The organism is Lonsdalea populi (assembly GCF_015999465.1).
Classification (GTDB): Bacteria; Pseudomonadota; Gammaproteobacteria; order Enterobacterales; family Enterobacteriaceae; genus Lonsdalea; species Lonsdalea populi.
Genome location: NZ_CP065534.1, coordinates 3,364,217 through 3,382,531 on the forward strand (window position 1 = coordinate 3,364,217; position 18,315 = coordinate 3,382,531).

Sequence of the window (18,315 nt, forward strand, 5' to 3'; positions counted from 1 at the left end):
TGGGAAAAGTGAAAGCGTGTACACAAGCTCAACTCACATTCAATTTTTTTCACAGGAGAGACCTATTTTGACGACTTTGAAACCCTTGCTCGCCAAAAATCGCAGTTGGGCGCTGCAACGCCGCCAACGGCACCCGCACTACTTTAAACAACATGTCTTGGTGCAGAAGCCGCACTCGCTCTGGATCGGCTGTTCAGACAGCCGCGTTCCCGCCGAAGTACTGACGGGCTCCAGCCCCGGCGAGTTGTTTGTTCATCGCAACATTGCCAACATGGTGGATCACGAGGACGACAACTTCATGAGCGTGCTGCAATATGCCCTCGAATACCTGCGCGTCTCGCGCATCGTGCTGTGCGGCCACTACTGCTGCGGCGGCGTTCAGGCGGCAATCGAGCTGCCGACGATGGCGCTGGATCAGGAGAACTCCGCGTTGTCCCGGCGGATCACGTCGCTGCGCTCGACGCTACTTCCCCATCTGCCCGATCATCAAAGTCAGGAAAAAAAAGAAACGCCGGACGAACAGAGAAATCGGCTGGTCGAAGCCAACGTCCGTGAACAGTTTACCCGGCTGGTCCACGCCCCACCGGTTATCGAAGCCTGGGAGGACGGTATGGAACTGAGCGTGTTCGGCTGCGTCTACGACCTGCATAACGGTCATTTGAAAGAGTTGATTCACCAGAGCCATAAGGAGGGCGCCGCATGAACCTCTCAACGCTTCGCCAGGATATTCCCGCCGGGATTGTCGTCTTTCTTGTCGCGCTACCGCTCTGTCTGGGGATTGCGCAGGCCAGCGGGCTGTCTCCGTTTGTCGGCCTGGTGACCGGCGTCATCGGCGGTCTGGTGGTCACGCTGCTTAGCCCGTCGCGCTATGCCGTCAGCGGTCCGGCCGCGGGGCTGGTCACGATCGTCTCCGGGGCCATTGAATCGCTGGGTTCTTTTGCCGCTCTGCTGTTCGCCATCATGATGTCCGGGGTGTTGCAATACCTGATGGGAGTGGCCCGTATCGGCCGTTTCATTTCAGTGGTTCCCGGTAGCGTGATCCGCGGCATGTTGGCCGCCATCGGCCTGCTGTTGATCATGCAGCAAATTCCGCTGGCGCTGGGATTCTCGGATCCGGACCAGATGACGGCGTTCTGGCGCGTCCCATCCAACCTGCCGTCCTTCAGCGCGCCGTTCATCGCCGTCTCCGGGCTGCTGCTGCTGTGGCTCTGGGATCTTCCCGGCATCAAACAGCATAAGGTCCTGAGCTGGTTCCCCGGCCCGCTGATCGCCGTGCTCTTCGGCAGTCTCTGCGCCCTGTTCGGGGATCGTCTCATTCCGGACTTCGCCGACCGGCTGCCGCGTATTCAGCTGCCGGAATTCGACAACCTCGGGCAGCTGGCCGCCGAAGCCGTCCGTCCCGACTGGCAGGTTTGGAACAACCCCGCCGTTTATATCGTCGCCGTCACGCTGGCGCTGGTCGCCAGTCTGGAAACGCTGCTCAGTCAGGAAGCTTTGAAGAAAATCAAACCGCAGACACCGCCGCCGTCGCCGGATAAAGAGCTGCGCGCCCAGGGCGTCGGTAACCTGCTCAGCGGTTTTGTCGGCGGGCTGCCCATCACGGCGGTGATCGTCCGCAGCTCCGTCAACGTCAACGCGGGGGCGCGCAGTAAAATCTCCATCCTGCTGCACGCGGTTCTGCTGCTGCTGAGCGTGCGTTACATGAGTCAGTTGCTGAACATTATTCCACTGGCCAGCCTGGCAGCCGTACTGCTGTATACCGGATACAAGCTGGCGGCACCCGCCCTGTTCGTCTCTCAGTGGAAAAATGGCTGGCAGCAGTTTGCCCCGTTCATCATCACAATTGCCGGTATTATCGTATTCGGCATGCTGGCGGGGATTGGGTTGGGAATAGCGTCTCAGCTCACCATCAGCAGCTATAAGAGCCATCGTAATGCGCTGCAGCTCACGCGCTACGGCGACCATTTCGTACTGCGCTTCCAGAAGAACCTGACGTTCGTGCACAATCCACACCTGCAGTCGCTGCTCAACAAGATCCCTGCCCACAGCGTGGTCATCGTTGAGCACGACAATGCGGACTACATCGATGCGGATGTCAAAAATATGCTGCTCGAGTTCAGAGAAGAGGCGACGCAACGCGGCATTCGTCTGGCGCAGTGGCCGCTGTAATGCCATGAGGTTCCGTGTAGTGCGACGTCGTACTGCCAAGATATCCCCTAAAGCCCGGGCCGTTCAGGCGGCCCGGTATCCGCGATCCGCAACCGTTTCCCCACCGCCGATTAAAACGCAATCACCGAGCTAAACCGGGATAAATAATAAGTTCGAAAATTATCCCTGAATGGATTGACATAAGACGGTAAAAAATAGATTAGGGTTTACTTTATGTCGACCTCATCATTATATTGGTGCGCAAACAGGCTTTAGCTTATCCATCGTTACGCTTCGGCACGGATTCCCCCCTACGGGTGTTTTAATAAAAATTTTTTTAATTTAAAAACAACCGTAATATGATTCAGGATGAAGTCATACATGAGTCCTATCCCACTTTTTTTTGTTTCTTTAGTATTTATTGCAGACGGCCTCACGGTGTTTTTGATCTCCGTATTGGTCTATTCGGAAACCCAAAGTCTGACCTATTCGGGGCTCGCCTACGCCTTGTGGTGGCTGCCCCGGATTATACTGACTCCCTTGCTGGGAGCCGGCATCGACCGCTGGGGCGTGCGCACGCTTTCCATCGGCTCGGATGCGGTCAAAGCATTGGCCTGCCTGTTACTGTGTCTGGTAGTGCACTTCACGCGGGACCCGCTGCTCTTATCCCTGTGCGCGGGGGTGTTCGGCACCGTCGTATCCGCGGGCAATGCACAAACCACGCTGGCGTTTGAGAAATGGATCGCCGCCTACAGCCAGGATGTGAATAAAGACGCCTACCTGCTGACCCGAGCAGATTTATTAGGCTGTATTGTAGGCCCGTTGCTCGGCATCTTATTTTATGACTCAGGCTACATGACGATTTTATTTATTGCCGCCACCTGTTATTTAATCAATGCCTATTATTTTTTGATCATTCAATATCGTACTCTCGCCGCGAAAAATACGTCTCTGGCAAGGACCGATTTAATGCCTTCCCGGAGCTTATTTAAAAGTCCGCTAATTATTTTGACGATATTTCTGGCAGCGGGAAATAATTTCTTCGCTGGATTAATTGCCTCAAGCGGTCCGGCCATCATTGAGACCAAAATGGCGTTGCCCATTGAATATTTCGGGTTGGTTCAGATTTTTGCGGGAGCCGCCGGCATGGCCACGACCTTTATTTACGGCGCCGGAATGCGGCGTTTTAGCAAAGAGGCGCAGCTGACGTTCGGCATTCTCGTCATCACGCTGTCGTCGCTGGCGCTCTGCCATACGATGGACAGACTGATACCGTTTCTCATCTTCTACTCGCTGTGCATTGCGGGAAAAGTCTTCACCGATAACGTTATGCGTACACTGCGTATTACCCTGATCCCTTCCCGGCAATTGGCCGGCGCCTCTTCGCTGATCGTGATGCTGAATCAGTCTATCCTGCCGTTTATGTGGCTGTTTCTGTTTATCGCTGAACATTATCGCCTGCCTATTCAGCGCTTTATGTACATCGCCGTGGGGATTGCCCTACTATCGGGGTTGGGGATCGTGCTGGGAATGCGTAAAATGCAACAATATGCACCTATCTCGTCACCACAGACCAAATAGCGCCAGCGTTTTCTAGTGGCGAGGGCATAGACCCCACCCGGATAAACATATCCCATATCTCTAGCAAGGAGCTACCATGTTACGGAAAACGATGCTTCTCACCCTCGTGTTTTGTTGCAACGCCATCGCCGCGGGGACATCGCCGGTCGCCGATCTGATCAATCAACGACTCAGCTACATGAAGGACGTCGCCGCCGATAAAATGGCGCATCAACGACCGATTGAAGATTCAGGGCAAGAACACAATGTCCTTGAGATCAGCCTGCGTCAGGCGGAGAAAGATGGACTGGACTGCGCTTCCACCGCCCCGTTCGTTCAAGCGCAGATGGATGCGGCTAAGGCGGTTCAGTATCGCTACCGCGCGGACTGGCTCTCGTCTCCCGAGCTGAACTACCAACCGCTTCCACTGGAGACGGTACGGGCGCGTTTAACCGACATCAATGTGCAGTTGCTGCAACAAATTTCCGTCATGTTACAGCAGGATGGTAACCTTCATCGGTTAACCTATGCGCGGTTCGCGCAGTCTCTGACAGACAAAAAGCTGAGCGTCGGCGATAAAAAACGCCTCTACGCTACCTTGCAGCAAATCCGTCTGAAACATTGATCGGTAAGGCGCGCGATAAAACAGCGCCCCCGCAGAAGAAAATGGGGCGGAAGCCACGATGCCATTTCTTTACGGGGGCGCTGTATCACACGCATGACAACATCAAGCCCGGTCAGATGCCGTCTGGGAAGTCTCGGCGGTCAGGCGACCGCCCGGATCAGGCCGTTTTTTTCACGTTATCCTGATTCTGCGCACGCAGGAACGGCAGCAGGAACAGCGCTGACAGGCAGGCCGCGATGGAAATCACGACGAAGAAACCCGACCAGTGCCATTTTTCAACCACCTGCGCCACCGGATAACCGGACAGCGCAGCGCCCAGGTAAGCGAACAGACCGACAAAACCGGTCGCCGCGCCAGCCGCATCTTTATGAGAACACTCTGCCGCCGCCATACCGATCAGCATCTGCGGACCGAAGATGAAAAAGCCGATAGCGAAGAAGCAGCCCGCCTGCAACACATAGCTGATGCCCGGCATCAGCCACAGCGCGGCCACGGACAGGAAGATACCAATGGCGAAAATCAGGTTCATCGGCCCACGGTTACCGTGGAACAGTTTGTCAGAACCCCAACCTGCGACCAGTGAACCGATAAATCCACCCACTTCAAACAGCGCCAGCGCCGAGTTGGCCGTCATCAGGGAGTAACCTTTCTCCTGCGTCAGGTAAAGGTTACCCCAGTCGTTCAACGCAGTACGGACGATGTACACCAGCACGTAGGAGACCGCCAGCAGCCAGATGTACTTGTTGGTCAGCACGTAGCGCTTGATGATCTGACGGTTGGTGAGGCCCTGACCTTCAGACTCCTGTACCAGCTCCATTTCGTCATGACGCCACTGACCGACGCTCGGTAGGCCCATCGTGTTCGGCTTGTCGCGCAGCCGCCAGCACAGCAGCAGACCCAGCGCAATCCCGATAATGCCGGGGATGATCATGCCGTAGCGCCAGCTGAAATGCAGGGAAATAAAGCCCACCAGCAGCGGGATCAGCGCCCCGCCGAAGTTGTGCGAGGTGTTCCAGATAGCCCACCAGCCGCCGCGCTCAGAGCGGGAGTACCAGCTGGTCAGGATTTTGGAGCACGGCGGCCACCCCCACCCCTGGAAGAAGGCGTTGACCATCCACAGCGCGCCGAACACCAGCAAGGAGGAGCTCAGGCCGAAGGCGATGTTGATGACTCCCGTCATCATCAGACCGATCCCCATGAAGTAGCGCGGATTGGAACGGTCGCTGATCATCCCGGAGATAAATTTGGAGCAGCCGTAAGTGATGTAAAACAGCGTGCCCAGGATGCCGATATCCGACATGCTCAGGCCGAGATCGCTCACCATCGCCGGCATGATGAAGTTGAAGCTCTTGCGGGTGAAATAGAAAGCGGCGTAGCCGACGTACATAACCCACATCAATTGAATGCGCCAATATTTATAGGCCGCATCGATCTGGGCGCTGTCCTGCACCTGAGGGGCGTCAGGACGGCTTTTTAAAATGAACCACATGAAAACCTCGTTATACTGCTGTCGCGTGAGTGGCGCTTATGGTGCCTCGCGCACGCGCGATCCGACCCAGCCAATGGCGCAGGACGACTAAGACTTTTTCCTAGTTTTGGGTATTTTTTCCGAAAATTGCGGGGAGGATCACAACCAGGCGCGTTCCGCCTTCGTTACGCAGAGCGCATTCGCCGCCGATGGCGCGCACGCGATCCTGAATCCCGCGTAGCCCATAGCCCGGTTTGACGTGCGCCACATCCACGCCCCGCCCGTTATCCTGAATACTGACGCAATACTGCCCGGCGGCATTACGCTGGCCGCTGACGTCGATGCGGGTCGCCTCCGCATGACGGCACGCGTTGGTCACGCCTTCCTGACACAGCCGATAGAGAATGATCTTCAGCGTATCGTCCAGCTGCGCATCCGGAATTTGCCAGTCCAACGAGGTCGTTATCCCCTGATCGGGCGGCACCAGATCGCGCAGCAGCGCCGCCAGCGCCCCCGACAGGGGAAGCGTGCTGAGCGCGGCGGGCCACAACTGCGCCAGCAGATCGTGAATGCCGTCATACACCCGCAGGGCGTAGGTTTCAATCGCCGATGCGCTGGACAACACCCGCGGCTCCTGCGCCAGCTTCCTGATGATGCCGGAATGCGTGCGGATCACGGTGATGGTTTGTCCGACTTCGTCATGCAGTTCACGGGCGATCTTGCGCCGGGTGTCCTCTTCCGCCGTCACCAGCGAACGGGCCAGCCGCCGGTTCTCCGCCAGTCGGAAAATCAGCTGCTGATTCAGATAGCGCTGACGTTCTATGCCCGCGCCCAGCAGCATCCCGGTCAGGCTCTGCGCCAGCAGCGACAACAGCAAATCGCGGTGAGGCCCCATACCGTGGGGTTCGGACGCGATCAACACCACGCCGTTGAGCAAGGTCGCCAGCAGCGCGCCCTGCCAGCCATAACGGTAGGACATGAAAACAATCGGGATCGCCAGACAAAACGGCGCAAAGCGCCGCAGTTCGACGTCATCCGCCTGACGCTGAAGCCAGACGCTAAAGGCGAACAACACCAGATATCCGCCCAGATGATGCAACCTCATATTCAGCGGCTGATGAATCAGCCCCGGCTCCAGCGGCGCCCAGCGCTGCCGGGACAAATATTGCCAGATCAACAGGCAGGTCGGCGCGACCATCAATCCGCCGCTCAGCCCCAGCAGCAGCGGTTGCACGGGGGCGGTGCCCATCACCAGCGACCAGATCACCGCCTGCAACGCCGCCGCCAGCACGACGACGGCCCCCTGCTGCAAAGGCCACTGCCACTCCGCCTCGCTCTGCAGGGATCGCTGCAGCCACCCGGCCGTTAACCGCAATAGCGCCAGGCACGCCGGCAGAGTACACAGCAACGCCCACAGTTCGGCGCTCGCGCCAAACTGCTGATACAGCACCCACAGCATCACGGCTTCCGCGCACAAGATCCCGCTCCAGCATCGGCGCGGCGTTTGCAGCAGCACGCCGACCCGCAGGCCGAAGGGGAACAACATCACGGCCTCCAGCGGATGGGCGACCAGCGCGGTGCCGATCCCCCACAGGCAAAACCAGGCGGCGGCATAGAGGAAGAAAATGGAGACGGCAAGAATGAGGCGCTGCATCAGTACCCCAACATACGCTGCGCCAGCTCGACGTTATTGTTGACGCCCAGTTTGGCGAACAGATTGGCGCGGTGGACGTGTACCGTTTTCGGGGAGAGTCCCAGCTGCAACGCGACCTCGCGCACGTCGTACCCCTGCGCCAGCAGCATGGCGACTTCGCCTTCGCGCCGCGTCAACGGGTCGACCAGCGAGCGCGTCAGCTGGCGGGCGATCTCCGGCATCAGATAGACGCCGCCCTGACCCACGGTGCGCACGGCCGTCACCAGATCGTCCGGATGACAACGTTTGGACAGAAACCCCCGCGCGCCGCGCTCCAGCGCCAGTTCCACCATCGCCGGATTATCGTGCATCGACAGCATAATCACCGCCAGCCCGTAGGGCAGGTCTGCCAGCAGATCCAGTCCGCTTTCGTCGGGCATAGAGATATCGCAAATGCAGATATGCGCCTGCAATCCCGGCAATCCCTTGCGCGCTTCGGCAGCCGAGCTGAACTCACCCACCACCTCCATATCCTCTTCCAGCGCCAACAGTTGCACAAATCCTGAACGCACGATGTAGTGGTCATCAATGAAGACAACGCGGTAAGTCATAGCAGGCTCCGGGGGAATGAACGGAAAGGCGGAGATTATACATAATGCCCGGCGCAGGCCACAGTACCCCGCTCGCCTCAGCATCAGGCGAGCGCGGTCCCGTCTTCGCGCGCCGTCACACGCCCTCGTGCTTATCCCTTCGCCTGAAAAATATGCCGTCGGTGGTAGGCCATTTGCGCCATATCCGGCGGAAACCGGCTGGGCAGACGGAGGGAATGTCCCTCGTACTGCGCAAAATAAACCTCGCGAACCGGGCTTTTCAGATTTTTGATTCTGGGAGAAAGTTGCAGCTCCAACGCCTCATTAAAGGTTATTAGCCCGGTATCGAAGGCTTTGTCGTGTAGATTGGACAGGCACAGGCCGTTGCTGGGATTCAGCCGGTGTTCCTCCGCCGTTTTCCACGGCCGAATATGGCTGGCAACCAGCAGCATCGGTTCGTCCAGACCGGTGACGCAACAGCGTTCGCCGTAGGCGCCCAGCACACGCTTGCGAAACAGCTGTTGGCCGATACGCGTTTTCACCGGCGTCCAACGTTCCCCGCCCCGGAAATCCTCTTCCGCTGCCTGCGCCTGCGGCGGCGTCGCCGGCAACGTCATCCGCGTCAGCGCCTGCTCACACTGCCGTTCGAAGCGCTGCGGATCGCCATTCATTTCCTGCCACAGCGCCCGGTCGGCGTTGGACGCGCCGCGCAGGCCGGTACGCCCGGAGGCGATGATAAACGGATCGAGGCTCGCCAGATTGACCAACTTCATCGCCAGCGCCGAAGGGGTGCGATTCAGCAGCGCGGCGTAGCGGATGATGTCGGGATTGCGCGAATGCAGCTTGCCGAACGGCAATTGACTGTACAGCGTGAAAGCGACCAGCAGTTGGTCCCGGGTCCAAAGTGGGGCAGCAGCCATAGGCGTTCCGTCAGGTCATTAAGGTTTAGCGTTACGAATGACGCCAACTATGCCAGGACAGAATCCGAAATGCATGCCGCGGCGGCGATGACCGCGCTGGATCATCGCCGCCCGCTGCGCTAACGTCATGACAGCCCTTTAGCCGTTAACCCGAGATAACATGCCGAATTTCCGCCGTTTTTCGTTTCGCGCACCGCTGCACACGCTGGGCCTGCTCGCCGTGCTGGCGCTGGCCGGCTGCGCCGGTAAAGGCGCCAAAACCCCAGCGCCGCGCCCGGCGGACATCCGAGCACAGTTGCTGACGCTGATGCCTGCGAATGTCAGCGATCGACAAGGCTGGGCGGAAGATATCGCCGTCGCCTTCACCGCGCAGCAGCTTGACCCCAGCCCGGAAAACCTGTGTGCCGTTCTCGCCGTCACCGAGCAAGAGTCGACGTTTAAAGCCGACCCGCAGGTGCCCGGTTTATCAAAAATCGCCTGGCAGGAGATCAACCGTCGCGCCGAACCACTGCATATTCCGGCGTTTCTGGTACGCACGGCGCTGTCGATCACCTCGCCCAACGGCAAAAGCTATAGTGAACGGCTGGATAAGGTCCGCAGCGAGAAAGAACTGAGCGCGATCTTCGACGATTTCATCGAGATGGTGCCGATGGGACAGCAGCTGTTTGGCCGCCTGAACCCGGTGCGCACCGGCGGCCCGATGCAGGTCAGCATCGCGTTCGCCGAAGCCCACGCCAAAGGCTACCCCTATCCCATCGACGGCAGCGTGCGCCGGGAAGTCTTCAGCCGTCGCGGCGGCATGTACTTCGGCATCATGCATCTGCTGGGCTATCACGCCGGCTATACCCAGTCGATTTATCGCTTCGCCGACTTTAACGCGGGCTGGTACGCCAGCCGCAACGCGGCGTTCCAACAGGCCGTCAGTCGCCTGAGCGGCATTTCACTGGCGCGGGATGGCGATCTGATCAACTACGGCTCAAACAAGGCGGGCGCGACCGAACTCGCGGTGCGCTCCCTCGGGAAACGGCTGAAACTAAGCGACCGAGCAATCCGTCGGGATCTGGAGAAAGGCGATACGGCGGCCTTCGAAGAAACCGACGTGTATCAAAATATCTACGCGCTGGCGGACCGCTCGGCGGGCGGAAAAGCGCCGCGCGCCATGCTGCCGGGGATCGCGCTGGAAAGCCCCAAGATCACCCGCAAACTGACCACGGCGTGGTTCGCCAAACGGGTGGATGAGCGACGCCGGCAGTGTCTGCGCCGGGCGAAGTGAGTCGGGGAAACAGTGAAAGTGGTCTGAGCCGCGAGACGGCATCACGCCTCACCAAAGGGTCATCCGGTTCGGCGAAGGACACGCGCCGGGGAGTGCGAATGCGTGCGATAACTCAGCCAGCCTCCGCGAAACGACCTCGCCGCCAGCCTTCGTCTGCTTTCGTGAACACTCAGGTTAACGAAAAAACGCGCCAGCGCCTGCTCTCGCGGGGACCTGACGCGATGTCGCGCGTGTCGTCGCGGGGAATTACCGGCCGTCCCGTTCGCCGGCCATCCCTTTGCCGGACGACCAGTGCAGCGCCAGCTTCTGCGCCGCCTTCACCTCATCGGGCTGCATCCCCTCTTCCAGCGCGTTGCGGGCGTTGATGGCGTTGACCATGCCCTCGGTGGAGGCCAGCGAGAACCAGGCGTAGGCGTGAATACGGTTGCGCGGTACGCCCAGCCCTTCCTGGCGCATCGTACCCATACGGTACTGCGCCATGCGGTTGTCGGCATACGACGCCAGCCGATACTGTTTGACGGCCTCGACGTAATCCGCTTCGCCGCCCAGCCCCAAACGCAGCATCTCGCCATAGGCGAGCTGCGCCTGCGTGTCGCCCTGCGCCGCCGCTTTGCCGAACTCGATCCGAGCGTGAACCAGATCGCCCGTTTGCTGATAATAAAGGCCCAGCGCGTACTGCGCTTTGAGAAAGCCTTTCGACGAGGCGGTCTGGAAATACGCCACCATCCGGTCTGCGTTCTGAGACAAAAGGCCAAGCCGGTAGTTGGCTTCCGCCGAGCCGCCCGCCGCCGCTTTTTGCAGGAGCGCCTGGCCCTGCGTTTTATCAAGCGGCAGTTTATTGCCGGTCAAATACGCCATGCCCAGCCATAGCTGCGCCTGCGGTTCGCCGCCCTGCGCCGCCTTGCGATACCACTCGAGCGACTCCTGACCTTGCGTGTGTTGCGCCATCCAGTATTGCGCCTGCAGCTGGCCTGCCTGCGCCGCTTTGTCGTACCAGCGCTCGGCCATGTCGCCGCGCTGCGTCACGCCCCGCCCTTGTTCATAGCGCAGCGCCAGCTGATACTGCGCATCCCGATTGCCCTGTTCCGCCGAGCGTTCAAACCAGCGAACCGCCTCTTTGGCGGCGTCCGGATGCGCCGCGTACCACGCCGCCAGTTCGAATTCGGCACCCGCATGGCGTTTCTTCGCCGCGGCTTCAAACGCGTCCAGGCACTCCGACGCCAGCGTGTTTTGATGGCGCGACTTGCACTGCATCCCCAGACGATAGTTGGCCTCGCTATTGCCGAAATACGCCGATTTCCGCCACCAACGTTCGGCCAAAGGGATGTTTTTGGGTTCGCCCAGTCCGTCCTGATACCAGTCGGCGACCTGTAGCGCCGCCGCGCCGCGCAGGTCGCCGCTCGCGCTTAGTCGCCCCCCCTGCTCCGCCGCTTTCTGCATCCAGCGCATGGCGGCGGGATAGTCGGGCTTGGCGGCCAGCCGTCTCGCCAGCTGATATTGCGCCGTGCCGTTGCCGTCGGCGGCGGCGCGCGTCAGATCCTGGTCGGACAGCGACGACACCGGAGCGCCGCACGCCGTCAGACACCCTGCCGTCAGGAGGGCAACCACTGTTTTACGCATCATCATTTCGTCTTTACCGTCACTCGATCGCCGCGCCCCGCGAGCGCATGGGCCGCGGCCTCAATGTCTATGGGCGATCAGCCGCCCGTATTTTTCTGCCGCAGTTTAAATAAGCGGATGCTCAGCGCATCCAGCTCGTTTTCCATGCGCTCCAGCTCACCGGGATTGACCGACCCCTGCGCCGCTTTCCGCGCCTCGAGCTGTTGCAGCCGCAGAGCGAATGGCGTGGCGGACAGCAGGCTTTTCTGGATCTCGTAAAACTGGGATTTCAGGTAGGAGATGCTGACCGATTTCCGCTGCTGCTCCAGCTCCTGCAACTGCTTGAGCATGCCGTCCACGCGTGCCTGCGCGTCCCGATACGCGGGCGACGACGTCGGGACGTCCTGACGCAACGTCAGCGACTCCCGCCACTGGCGTCCCATCTCCTTGACGGCCAGCGAGTCGGGATAGAGCATTTGCAGCGAATCCTTCAGATTCTCGCCGTACTGATAAACCGCGAGCGGCGAAGCGTGTTTAACCTGATCCAACTGCGCCTGATAGCGCGCGATGACGCGGCCTTCCATCCCCTGCAACGTCTGTTCGCCCAAGGAGATGCGCACCTGACGGATATCGTTGTAACCGAGCGTGTCCGGCAGCGCCTGAGCAGGCTGCATCAGCAGCTCGACCGCAGCGTTTTCACGCGCCTGCATCATCTGCCAGCCGAAGACCGCCGCAACAGGCAGCGCGCAGGTCAGCAGGCCGCAGGCGAACCAGAACCACGCGGGTTTGTGCTTGCGGCGCGCGTCGATTTTCAGGACCGTGGGCTTGACCTCGCCTTTTTCTCGCCCGACCAGAATGCTGCCGGCAGGCAACGCCAGCCGATCGTCCGTGCTCGTCGAGGCGTCGGCGTCCGACTTGAAGAACACCATCGGCGGGATCTGCATATCCTGTTTGCCGATCGTCTGGTCGTCGGAAACAATCACAATTTCCGTCTCGTCGAACAAATGGGTATAGCCTTCGATGAAATGCACCAGATTTTCGATGCGCGGAACCCGGTTGAGACCGACGTTGTGCAGCTTCTCGCTGATCAGCTGCAGCGCGCGCTCGCAGCGGTAAATCAGCCGGCGGTCGTCCTGATTGATGGCGTAGCCGCGGATGACGTCGCTGATGCGGGCGATGAACCAGTCGAGCATCTCCACCCGGGCGCGATCCTGATGCGCGGGCGGCCAGAAGTTGTCCCACTGGGTCACGATCAGGTTGGCGAGGAACTCGCAGCCTTCGGTAAAGCCGTTCAGCCCCTGTAGCCGGGAACGCGCGAGGACGAAATACACGGCGGTCTGCAAATCCACGCCGTGTTTTTCGAAAATGAGGCTCGCCATTTTATGAATCAACGCCCAGTCCACTTCCGGCCGGGAAGCGTGGCTCAATTTATTGATTTCAATGCGTAATGCTTCATATTCGGGCAGCATTCGCGGATCGCGGCCGACTTTCAGAGCCTGCTGTGCGTCTTGCATAGTGATGAAATCCATTTAACGGGGGCGCCAGCGCCCCCAAACATTAATACAGGGATTCAGGCAGCCGGAACTGGCTGAACAGACCACCGGCGAACGGGTTATGGCTTGCGTCGGTGTATACGCGATAGGCCATCGAGCCTTGATCGACGGCGAACTGCACGTCGAAGGTGTTGTCGTTGACCTGTTTCAGCTCGCCCGCGCTCATCAGGCGGAACATCGCCCACGGTCCGATGTAGCCCACGCTGCGCGGCGAACGCTCGCGGTTGTCCGGCACCAGCGTGATTTTGCTTTCCGCGCCGTCGCGCATGTTGTTCGGCCACACCAGCGGCGTTTTCTGACGGCGGCCGTGGGAATACTCCAGCAGCTGCCCGTCCAGATTCAGTACGCTGCGGCGTTTGTTCGCGGTCAGTTCGATAGGCTCCAGCACGAAATGGACCTCCAGCCCGCCCTGCGCGTTGAACAGGGTTTTACGGATGCGATCGGCGCGATCAAGCTGCTTGACCAACTCGGTCTGCAAAGCCGTGCCCACGTCGCCGCTTCCCTGGCCTTCGTTCAGGATGGACTTCAGGTTGGCCTGATAGAAGCTGTCCAGCGTACCGCCGGGCGCGAAGAAGCGCTCCATTTCCGACAGCGCCACGTCCTTGTCCGACGCAGGATTGAACGGATAGCGATCCGCCAGCTGATCGTTGAACGGCGTCACCACCTTGTCCTGCCACTCCTGATTGAGTGAAGACATGGCCAGATCCGTCACCAGATTTGAACTCTGCTCGGCGATCTGACCGACCCAGCGGTCCAGCGGCGTCGGCAGGCTGCGCGCATACTGCTGCAAGGCAAACGCCGGATCGGCGAAGCGGTTGGTCTGACGCAGCTGCACCGACTTGAGCGCCGCCTGTCCCGGATCGGCCGCATTCACGACCTGCTCCAGGTTGTGATAGAACTCCGTCAGCTTCTGGTTCACTTCCTGGATCAGCGCGACCTGATCGCCGCGCCCGCTGAGCGTCGAGTTGGTGGTCATAAATGTGCGGCTGATGCGCGCGTTCATGATCTGCGCCGGGTCGTTGTCGTTCTCCGACAGCTTGCGGGCGCGGGTGTTGTCGTTCAGCGCGGCGATCACCCGTTGGAAAGGCTGATCGTTGCCGGTGATCGCCGTCAGTACGTCCAGCGCCTGCTCCGGCGTTTGCAGCGGCTGCACGTCCAGACCGGCCAGCACCTTCTGCCACTGGTTGACGTAGTCGGTAATGTAGCGATCGTTGACCTGACGCTGGATCTCTTTCCTGTCTTCATCGCTCAGATAGACTTTCTCACGCTGGCCCAGCACCCAGGCATCCAGCGCGGCCAGATCGAACAGCGTCTTATCCTGCTTGATGAAATATTCGCTGAAGCCCGCCTGAGTCAACAGCCGCGGTACCGTACCCGCCCTCTCGTTGCGCAGGGCAAAGACGGTGTCGAACGCCGGCCCGACTTCATCGCGGATCATCATGTCCGGCGGCAACACGTCCACGGCCTTGGTGACCAGACTCTGGTAAATGCGTTGGAACATCGGCAGTTTACTCAGCTCTCGCTGCGCGTCGGCGATCGGCGCGCGGAACGGTTCGAAGGCGGCGATCGCCTGCGCATCCCTTTGCTGACGGGCCTGATGCCAGTCCGTATGTTCCAGCGCATAGTCGAGATGCTGCATCAGAGATTCCTGCACCTTGCCCTGAGCGGGGAACGCCCGCTGCCAACGCTGTCCCATGTACTGCTCGACCAGCGACTTGTTGCGGCCGGACGCATCGTCGAGCATCCGCATGATGCGCAGGATAGCCAGCTTCTGTTCGCTGCCTTTGGGAGCCTGATTGAGATCGTCCTGCAACCCCTGCATCACCGCCGGCAGGAAACGCTGGCTCAGCAATTGCAGATAGGTGCCCTCGACGAAGGGGCCGATCTTATCGCCCTGATACAGCCCCATCTCCGACAGCACCGGCGTTTTCTCGCGGTAGTCGCCAAATGACAGCGTAGCCTCGCGGATCAGGTTGAGACGCGGCAGTTGGCTATAGCCGAAGCCCTGATTCTTCTGCCCTGCCAGTTCGGTGGTGCCCGTAAACGCCTGCGCCTTGTCCAGTACGTTGCGGCCGGCCTGTTCGTTCAGCCGATAGTAGTGGTGCCAGCCGATAATCAGCAGGGCCGCGAGCACGCCCATGCAGCCCATGCCGATGCCGATCCGGCGGCGGCGATAGAGGCTGTGCAGCCGGTTTTCCCCGGCCAGATGCGCTTCGGGGAAGATCACGCCGGAGAACAGGCGCTTCACGAAGAAAGTGTTGGACTCGCCCTTGAGGGCCGAGTTGACCGGTTCCGGCAGCTGATAGCGGAAGGTCGCCGCCTGCGCGAAGGCGTCGAACGGCACGCCCTGCTGATAGACAGAGCAGGCGTAAACGCCGCGCACCAGCAGCGGCTTGTACTCTTCCGGCGTGATGGCGTCGGCGAGGATCTCTTCAACGTAATCCTTTAATCCGGCCAGTTGCCGCGTAAAGCTGAACAACGCGCTGCGTTGTTCGCTGGTGAGATTGGAGAGCATTTTGCCAGGCAGATTGTCGTTGAGCGCGGACACCCACTTGTCCCAGAACGCATCCAGCTCTTCCTGCCAGCCTTTACCGGCGCTGCCTTTCAGGTCGAAGGTCACCCCTAGAATCGACTGACGCGTTTCCTTATCCAGATGGCGGTAGGCGATGTCGAAGCCGCGCAGCATATCCAGCTTGGTGAGCGCGACATAGATCGGCAGGCGGGTGTTCAGCGTGGTGACGATCTCTTGGATCCTCCCTCGGATCAGCTGCGCGTAGGCTTGACGTTCCGGCACGCTGGCATGAGACAACCAGGCCAGATCCAGCGTCAGCACCAGCCCGTTCAACGGCTGACGCCTGCGATTCTCGCTCAACCATGTCAGCAGATGCGTCCACAGACGTTCATGTTTGCGTTCTTCAGGGGCGACGTCGAGATTCGACGGCGCCATCATCTGACCGTCGGGATCGAAGATAACGGCGCTTTCGCCCACCCAGCAGTCCACTTCCTGACCCGCCGCGAAATCTCGCAGTTCGGCATCCAGATGCGGATTGAGCTTGTTCGCCTCGTTGGCGCGGTGGATCAGGCTGCTTTTACCGCTGCCAGGCAAACCGATAGTCAGATACCACGGCATCTTGTAGAGAATGCCCGCCCCCAGATGTTCGCGCAGCGCCGACAGCCAGCGATCCAGAAACGCCTGCTGCTTGTCGACGAAGATCTGTTGAGGATCGTGTTCGGCGATCTTCTGCTTTTGCTGCTCTGCCCGGATATGGCGCACACGACGCCATAGCCGCCAGGCGCTGATGCTAAAGCCCAGCCAGAGCCACAATAGCGTGAAGACGATGCGTGACCAGATCGTATCCAGCGGCCGCGTGTCGAATACGTGCAGTCGCGGGCCAAGCCACCAGGCCAGCGCCAGCACGACAATCCAGAGCACGATCCCCAGCATGACCCAGGAGAGCCTTAGCTTCGGCAGCTGTTGCCGCAAAAAGGTAATGATTGTTTTAAACATAAGTGACCATTCACTCCGAATGTCTTATTTTGACCACGAGGTTGCAAAGCGCTCAAGGCGGCTAACCAGTCCCGGCTCCCACTGCGACAGTCCCAATCGCTGAGATTCCTGCCATAACGCGTGATAATGCTGTGTTGCTAACGTCTTCATTCCTTCCTCCGCCAGCAGATCCGCTAAGATCAGCTGGGCATAAAAACGTCCTCTCGGCTCTTTCATCTTGGCCATTTTCTCATCCAGCAGCGCCAAGGCGGCGTTCAGCCCTTTCTCCGCCCGACGCTTCGCCGCCTCGCCCGCCAGATCGTCGGCGTGTCCGGCGGACGATGCGCCGTTCGCCTGTCCGGCATCCACCCATTCCCGGCAGGCGTCGGTCAGGAACGGCGTTCCATCGTTGAACGTGAGTTCCCGCAGGGTCGGCAGACGCGTCAGGAAAGCATGCAGCTCATCGGCGATGGCCGCCGCCGCCGCTTTGCAGCCCAACTGAGCGGCGATCTGCGCCGATAACATGTGCCCTTCAAACCAGTAGGGCGCCAGCACCAGACTTTGCTCGACGCGCGCCCACAGCGCTTTATCCGCCTGCCCCAACGCCGCTTTATAGTCGTCCGCCATATCCGCCGACATCGGGGCCAGCTGCGTGGCGTTGCCCTTGGCGGCCAACGGCGGTGTGATGATGCCGGACCAGATGGCGTGCCGGCGCAGACGGTATCCCACCGGGGTATCCGCCTGCTGTTCCACCAGCAGTTCCGCCACCTTGAGCTGCGTTTGCCGCCAGGCGCGATCGTCCGAGTGGTTGATGTCCACCGACGGCTTCGGCTCCGCCTGACCGGACGACGACGATGCGACGCTGGCGGTCGCCTGCGCGCGCGGCGGCGGCTCATTCGCCTTGACCTGCTCAGCGCGACGGCTCTGAGTGCGGCGCAGACTGACCGTCAAATCGTCAAACAGCGTGTTGTCCGGCGCGACGGCGGACCAACGCTGAGCGAACTGTTCCGACAGCGTCAACAGCTGGCCTAACTCGGCCACCGAGGCATTTTCGGCGACGCGCGGCAGCACGCTGTCGAAACGCTTGGCGACCTGCGTCATCAACCGCGTTTTCTGCAACGTGTTCTGCGGCCAAGCCGTGGTCCAGTAAACGTTCACCCAGTCGTCCAGCAGCATCAATGCGGTCGCGAACGGCGTCGCTTTCGCCGGATGCTGTAAACAGCGCAGCAGCTGGACGAGGACGCGCATGTCTTTAGTCCGCGTCTCCAGCAGCGTGAGGCACTGCTCCGCCACCGCGTTAAGATCCACCTGACTGTGGGCAAGCGAGCCCAGCTTCACCATCTCGGTTTCGACGTCTTCCCAGAGCGGATCATCCGCCGGAACCGCGCCGCTGACCCGATCTACCGGCAGGGGCGTCAGCAGCCGCTGACACGAGGGATGAGAGTGGATTGCCATGACC

General features: G+C 60.1%; 13 protein-coding genes. 5 read left to right on the plus strand and 8 right to left on the minus strand.

Annotated elements, in window-relative coordinates; genetic code table 11:
* Positions 1–67: 67 nt before the first annotated feature.
* From I6N93_RS14870 to I6N93_RS14885, 4 genes are all read left to right on the plus strand, one after another.
* The gene (locus tag I6N93_RS14870; protein ID WP_085689367.1) at positions 68–703 is read left to right on the plus strand and encodes a carbonic anhydrase; all 636 of its coding nucleotides are present in this window, start codon (positions 68–70) and stop codon (positions 701–703) included.
* On the plus strand, positions 700–2,169 hold the full coding sequence (locus I6N93_RS14875; RefSeq protein ID WP_085689364.1) for a SulP family inorganic anion transporter: 1,470 nt from the start codon (positions 700–702) through the stop codon (positions 2,167–2,169). The genes I6N93_RS14870 and I6N93_RS14875 overlap by 4 nt, the downstream gene beginning before the upstream one ends.
* Before the next feature lie 360 nt (positions 2,170–2,529).
* Positions 2,530–3,729, plus strand: coding sequence for an MFS transporter (locus I6N93_RS14880; RefSeq protein WP_085689362.1), 1,200 nt, complete (start codon positions 2,530–2,532; stop codon positions 3,727–3,729).
* A gap of 76 nt (positions 3,730–3,805) precedes the next feature.
* Positions 3,806–4,333, plus strand: coding sequence for a chorismate mutase (locus I6N93_RS14885; RefSeq protein WP_085689359.1), 528 nt, complete (start codon positions 3,806–3,808; stop codon positions 4,331–4,333).
* Positions 4,334–4,490: 157 nt separating this feature from the next.
* On the opposite strand, the gene uhpC is transcribed toward I6N93_RS14885, so the two are convergent.
* The 4 genes from uhpC to I6N93_RS14905 form a co-directional block, all read right to left on the minus strand.
* Positions 4,491–5,822: an MFS transporter gene (gene uhpC, locus I6N93_RS14890; RefSeq protein WP_085689356.1), complete on the minus strand. Its 1,332-nt coding sequence runs from the start codon at positions 5,820–5,822 to the stop codon at positions 4,491–4,493.
* Positions 5,823–5,922: 100 nt separating this feature from the next.
* A complete protein-coding gene (uhpB, locus tag I6N93_RS14895) occupies positions 5,923–7,455 on the minus strand; it encodes a signal transduction histidine-protein kinase/phosphatase UhpB (protein WP_085689353.1) in 1,533 nt (510 codons plus the stop codon).
* Positions 7,455–8,045, minus strand: a complete 591-nt coding sequence (gene uhpA, locus I6N93_RS14900) for a transcriptional regulator UhpA (RefSeq protein WP_085689350.1) — start codon at positions 8,043–8,045, stop codon at positions 7,455–7,457. The genes uhpB and uhpA overlap by 1 nt, the downstream gene beginning before the upstream one ends.
* Before the next feature lie 131 nt (positions 8,046–8,176).
* The gene (locus tag I6N93_RS14905) at positions 8,177–8,944 is read right to left on the minus strand and encodes an HNH endonuclease (protein WP_085689347.1); all 768 of its coding nucleotides are present in this window, start codon (positions 8,942–8,944) and stop codon (positions 8,177–8,179) included.
* Positions 8,945–9,104: 160 nt separating this feature from the next.
* Here I6N93_RS14905 and I6N93_RS14910 point away from each other — a divergent pair, with 160 nt between their 5' ends.
* Positions 9,105–10,217, plus strand: coding sequence for a DUF1615 domain-containing protein (locus I6N93_RS14910; protein WP_085689344.1), 1,113 nt, complete (start codon positions 9,105–9,107; stop codon positions 10,215–10,217).
* 246 nt (positions 10,218–10,463) lie between these two features.
* Here I6N93_RS14910 and I6N93_RS14915 read toward each other — a convergent pair whose 3' ends face one another.
* The 4 genes from I6N93_RS14915 to tssA all read right to left on the minus strand — a co-directional run bounded on the left by I6N93_RS14915 (position 10,464) and on the right by tssA (position 18,311).
* A complete protein-coding gene (locus tag I6N93_RS14915) occupies positions 10,464–11,843 on the minus strand; it encodes a tetratricopeptide repeat protein (protein WP_456237250.1) in 1,380 nt (459 codons plus the stop codon).
* 71 nt (positions 11,844–11,914) lie between these two features.
* Positions 11,915–13,330 carry a VasL domain-containing protein gene (locus I6N93_RS14920; protein ID WP_085689375.1) on the minus strand — a complete coding sequence of 472 codons (1,416 nt, stop codon included), beginning with the start codon at positions 13,328–13,330 and terminating at the stop codon, positions 11,915–11,917.
* A gap of 43 nt (positions 13,331–13,373) precedes the next feature.
* Positions 13,374–16,877: a type VI secretion system membrane subunit TssM gene (tssM, locus tag I6N93_RS14925; protein ID WP_085689341.1), complete on the minus strand. Its 3,504-nt coding sequence runs from the start codon at positions 16,875–16,877 to the stop codon at positions 13,374–13,376.
* A 24-nt stretch (positions 16,878–16,901) separates the two neighbouring features.
* On the minus strand, positions 16,902–18,311 hold the full coding sequence (tssA, locus tag I6N93_RS14930) for a type VI secretion system protein TssA (RefSeq protein WP_456237251.1): 1,410 nt from the start codon (positions 18,309–18,311) through the stop codon (positions 16,902–16,904).
* Between the last annotated feature and the right edge of the window lie 4 nt (positions 18,312–18,315).

Excerpts from the sequence above, each read along its gene's own strand:
- I6N93_RS14875 (WP_085689364.1), top strand. The coding sequence starts at position 700 with ATGAACCTCTCAACGCTTCGCCAGGATATTCCCGCCGGGATTGTCGTC.
- I6N93_RS14880 (WP_085689362.1), top strand. The coding sequence starts at position 2,530 with ATGAGTCCTATCCCACTTTTTTTTGTTTCTTTAGTATTTATTGCAGAC.
- I6N93_RS14885 (WP_085689359.1), top strand. The coding sequence starts at position 3,806 with ATGTTACGGAAAACGATGCTTCTCACCCTCGTGTTTTGTTGCAACGCC.
- uhpC (WP_085689356.1), bottom strand. The coding sequence starts at position 5,822 with ATGTGGTTCATTTTAAAAAGCCGTCCTGACGCCCCTCAGGTGCAGGAC.
- uhpB (WP_085689353.1), bottom strand. The coding sequence starts at position 7,455 with ATGCAGCGCCTCATTCTTGCCGTCTCCATTTTCTTCCTCTATGCCGCC.
- uhpA (WP_085689350.1), bottom strand. The coding sequence starts at position 8,045 with ATGACTTACCGCGTTGTCTTCATTGATGACCACTACATCGTGCGTTCA.
- I6N93_RS14905 (WP_085689347.1), bottom strand. The coding sequence starts at position 8,944 with ATGGCTGCTGCCCCACTTTGGACCCGGGACCAACTGCTGGTCGCTTTC.
- I6N93_RS14910 (WP_085689344.1), top strand. The coding sequence starts at position 9,105 with ATGCCGAATTTCCGCCGTTTTTCGTTTCGCGCACCGCTGCACACGCTG.
- I6N93_RS14915 (WP_456237250.1), bottom strand. The coding sequence starts at position 11,843 with ATGATGATGCGTAAAACAGTGGTTGCCCTCCTGACGGCAGGGTGTCTG.
- I6N93_RS14920 (WP_085689375.1), bottom strand. The coding sequence starts at position 13,330 with ATGCAAGACGCACAGCAGGCTCTGAAAGTCGGCCGCGATCCGCGAATG.
- tssM (WP_085689341.1), bottom strand. The coding sequence starts at position 16,877 with ATGTTTAAAACAATCATTACCTTTTTGCGGCAACAGCTGCCGAAGCTA.
- tssA (WP_456237251.1), bottom strand. The coding sequence starts at position 18,311 with ATGGCAATCCACTCTCATCCCTCGTGTCAGCGGCTGCTGACGCCCCTG.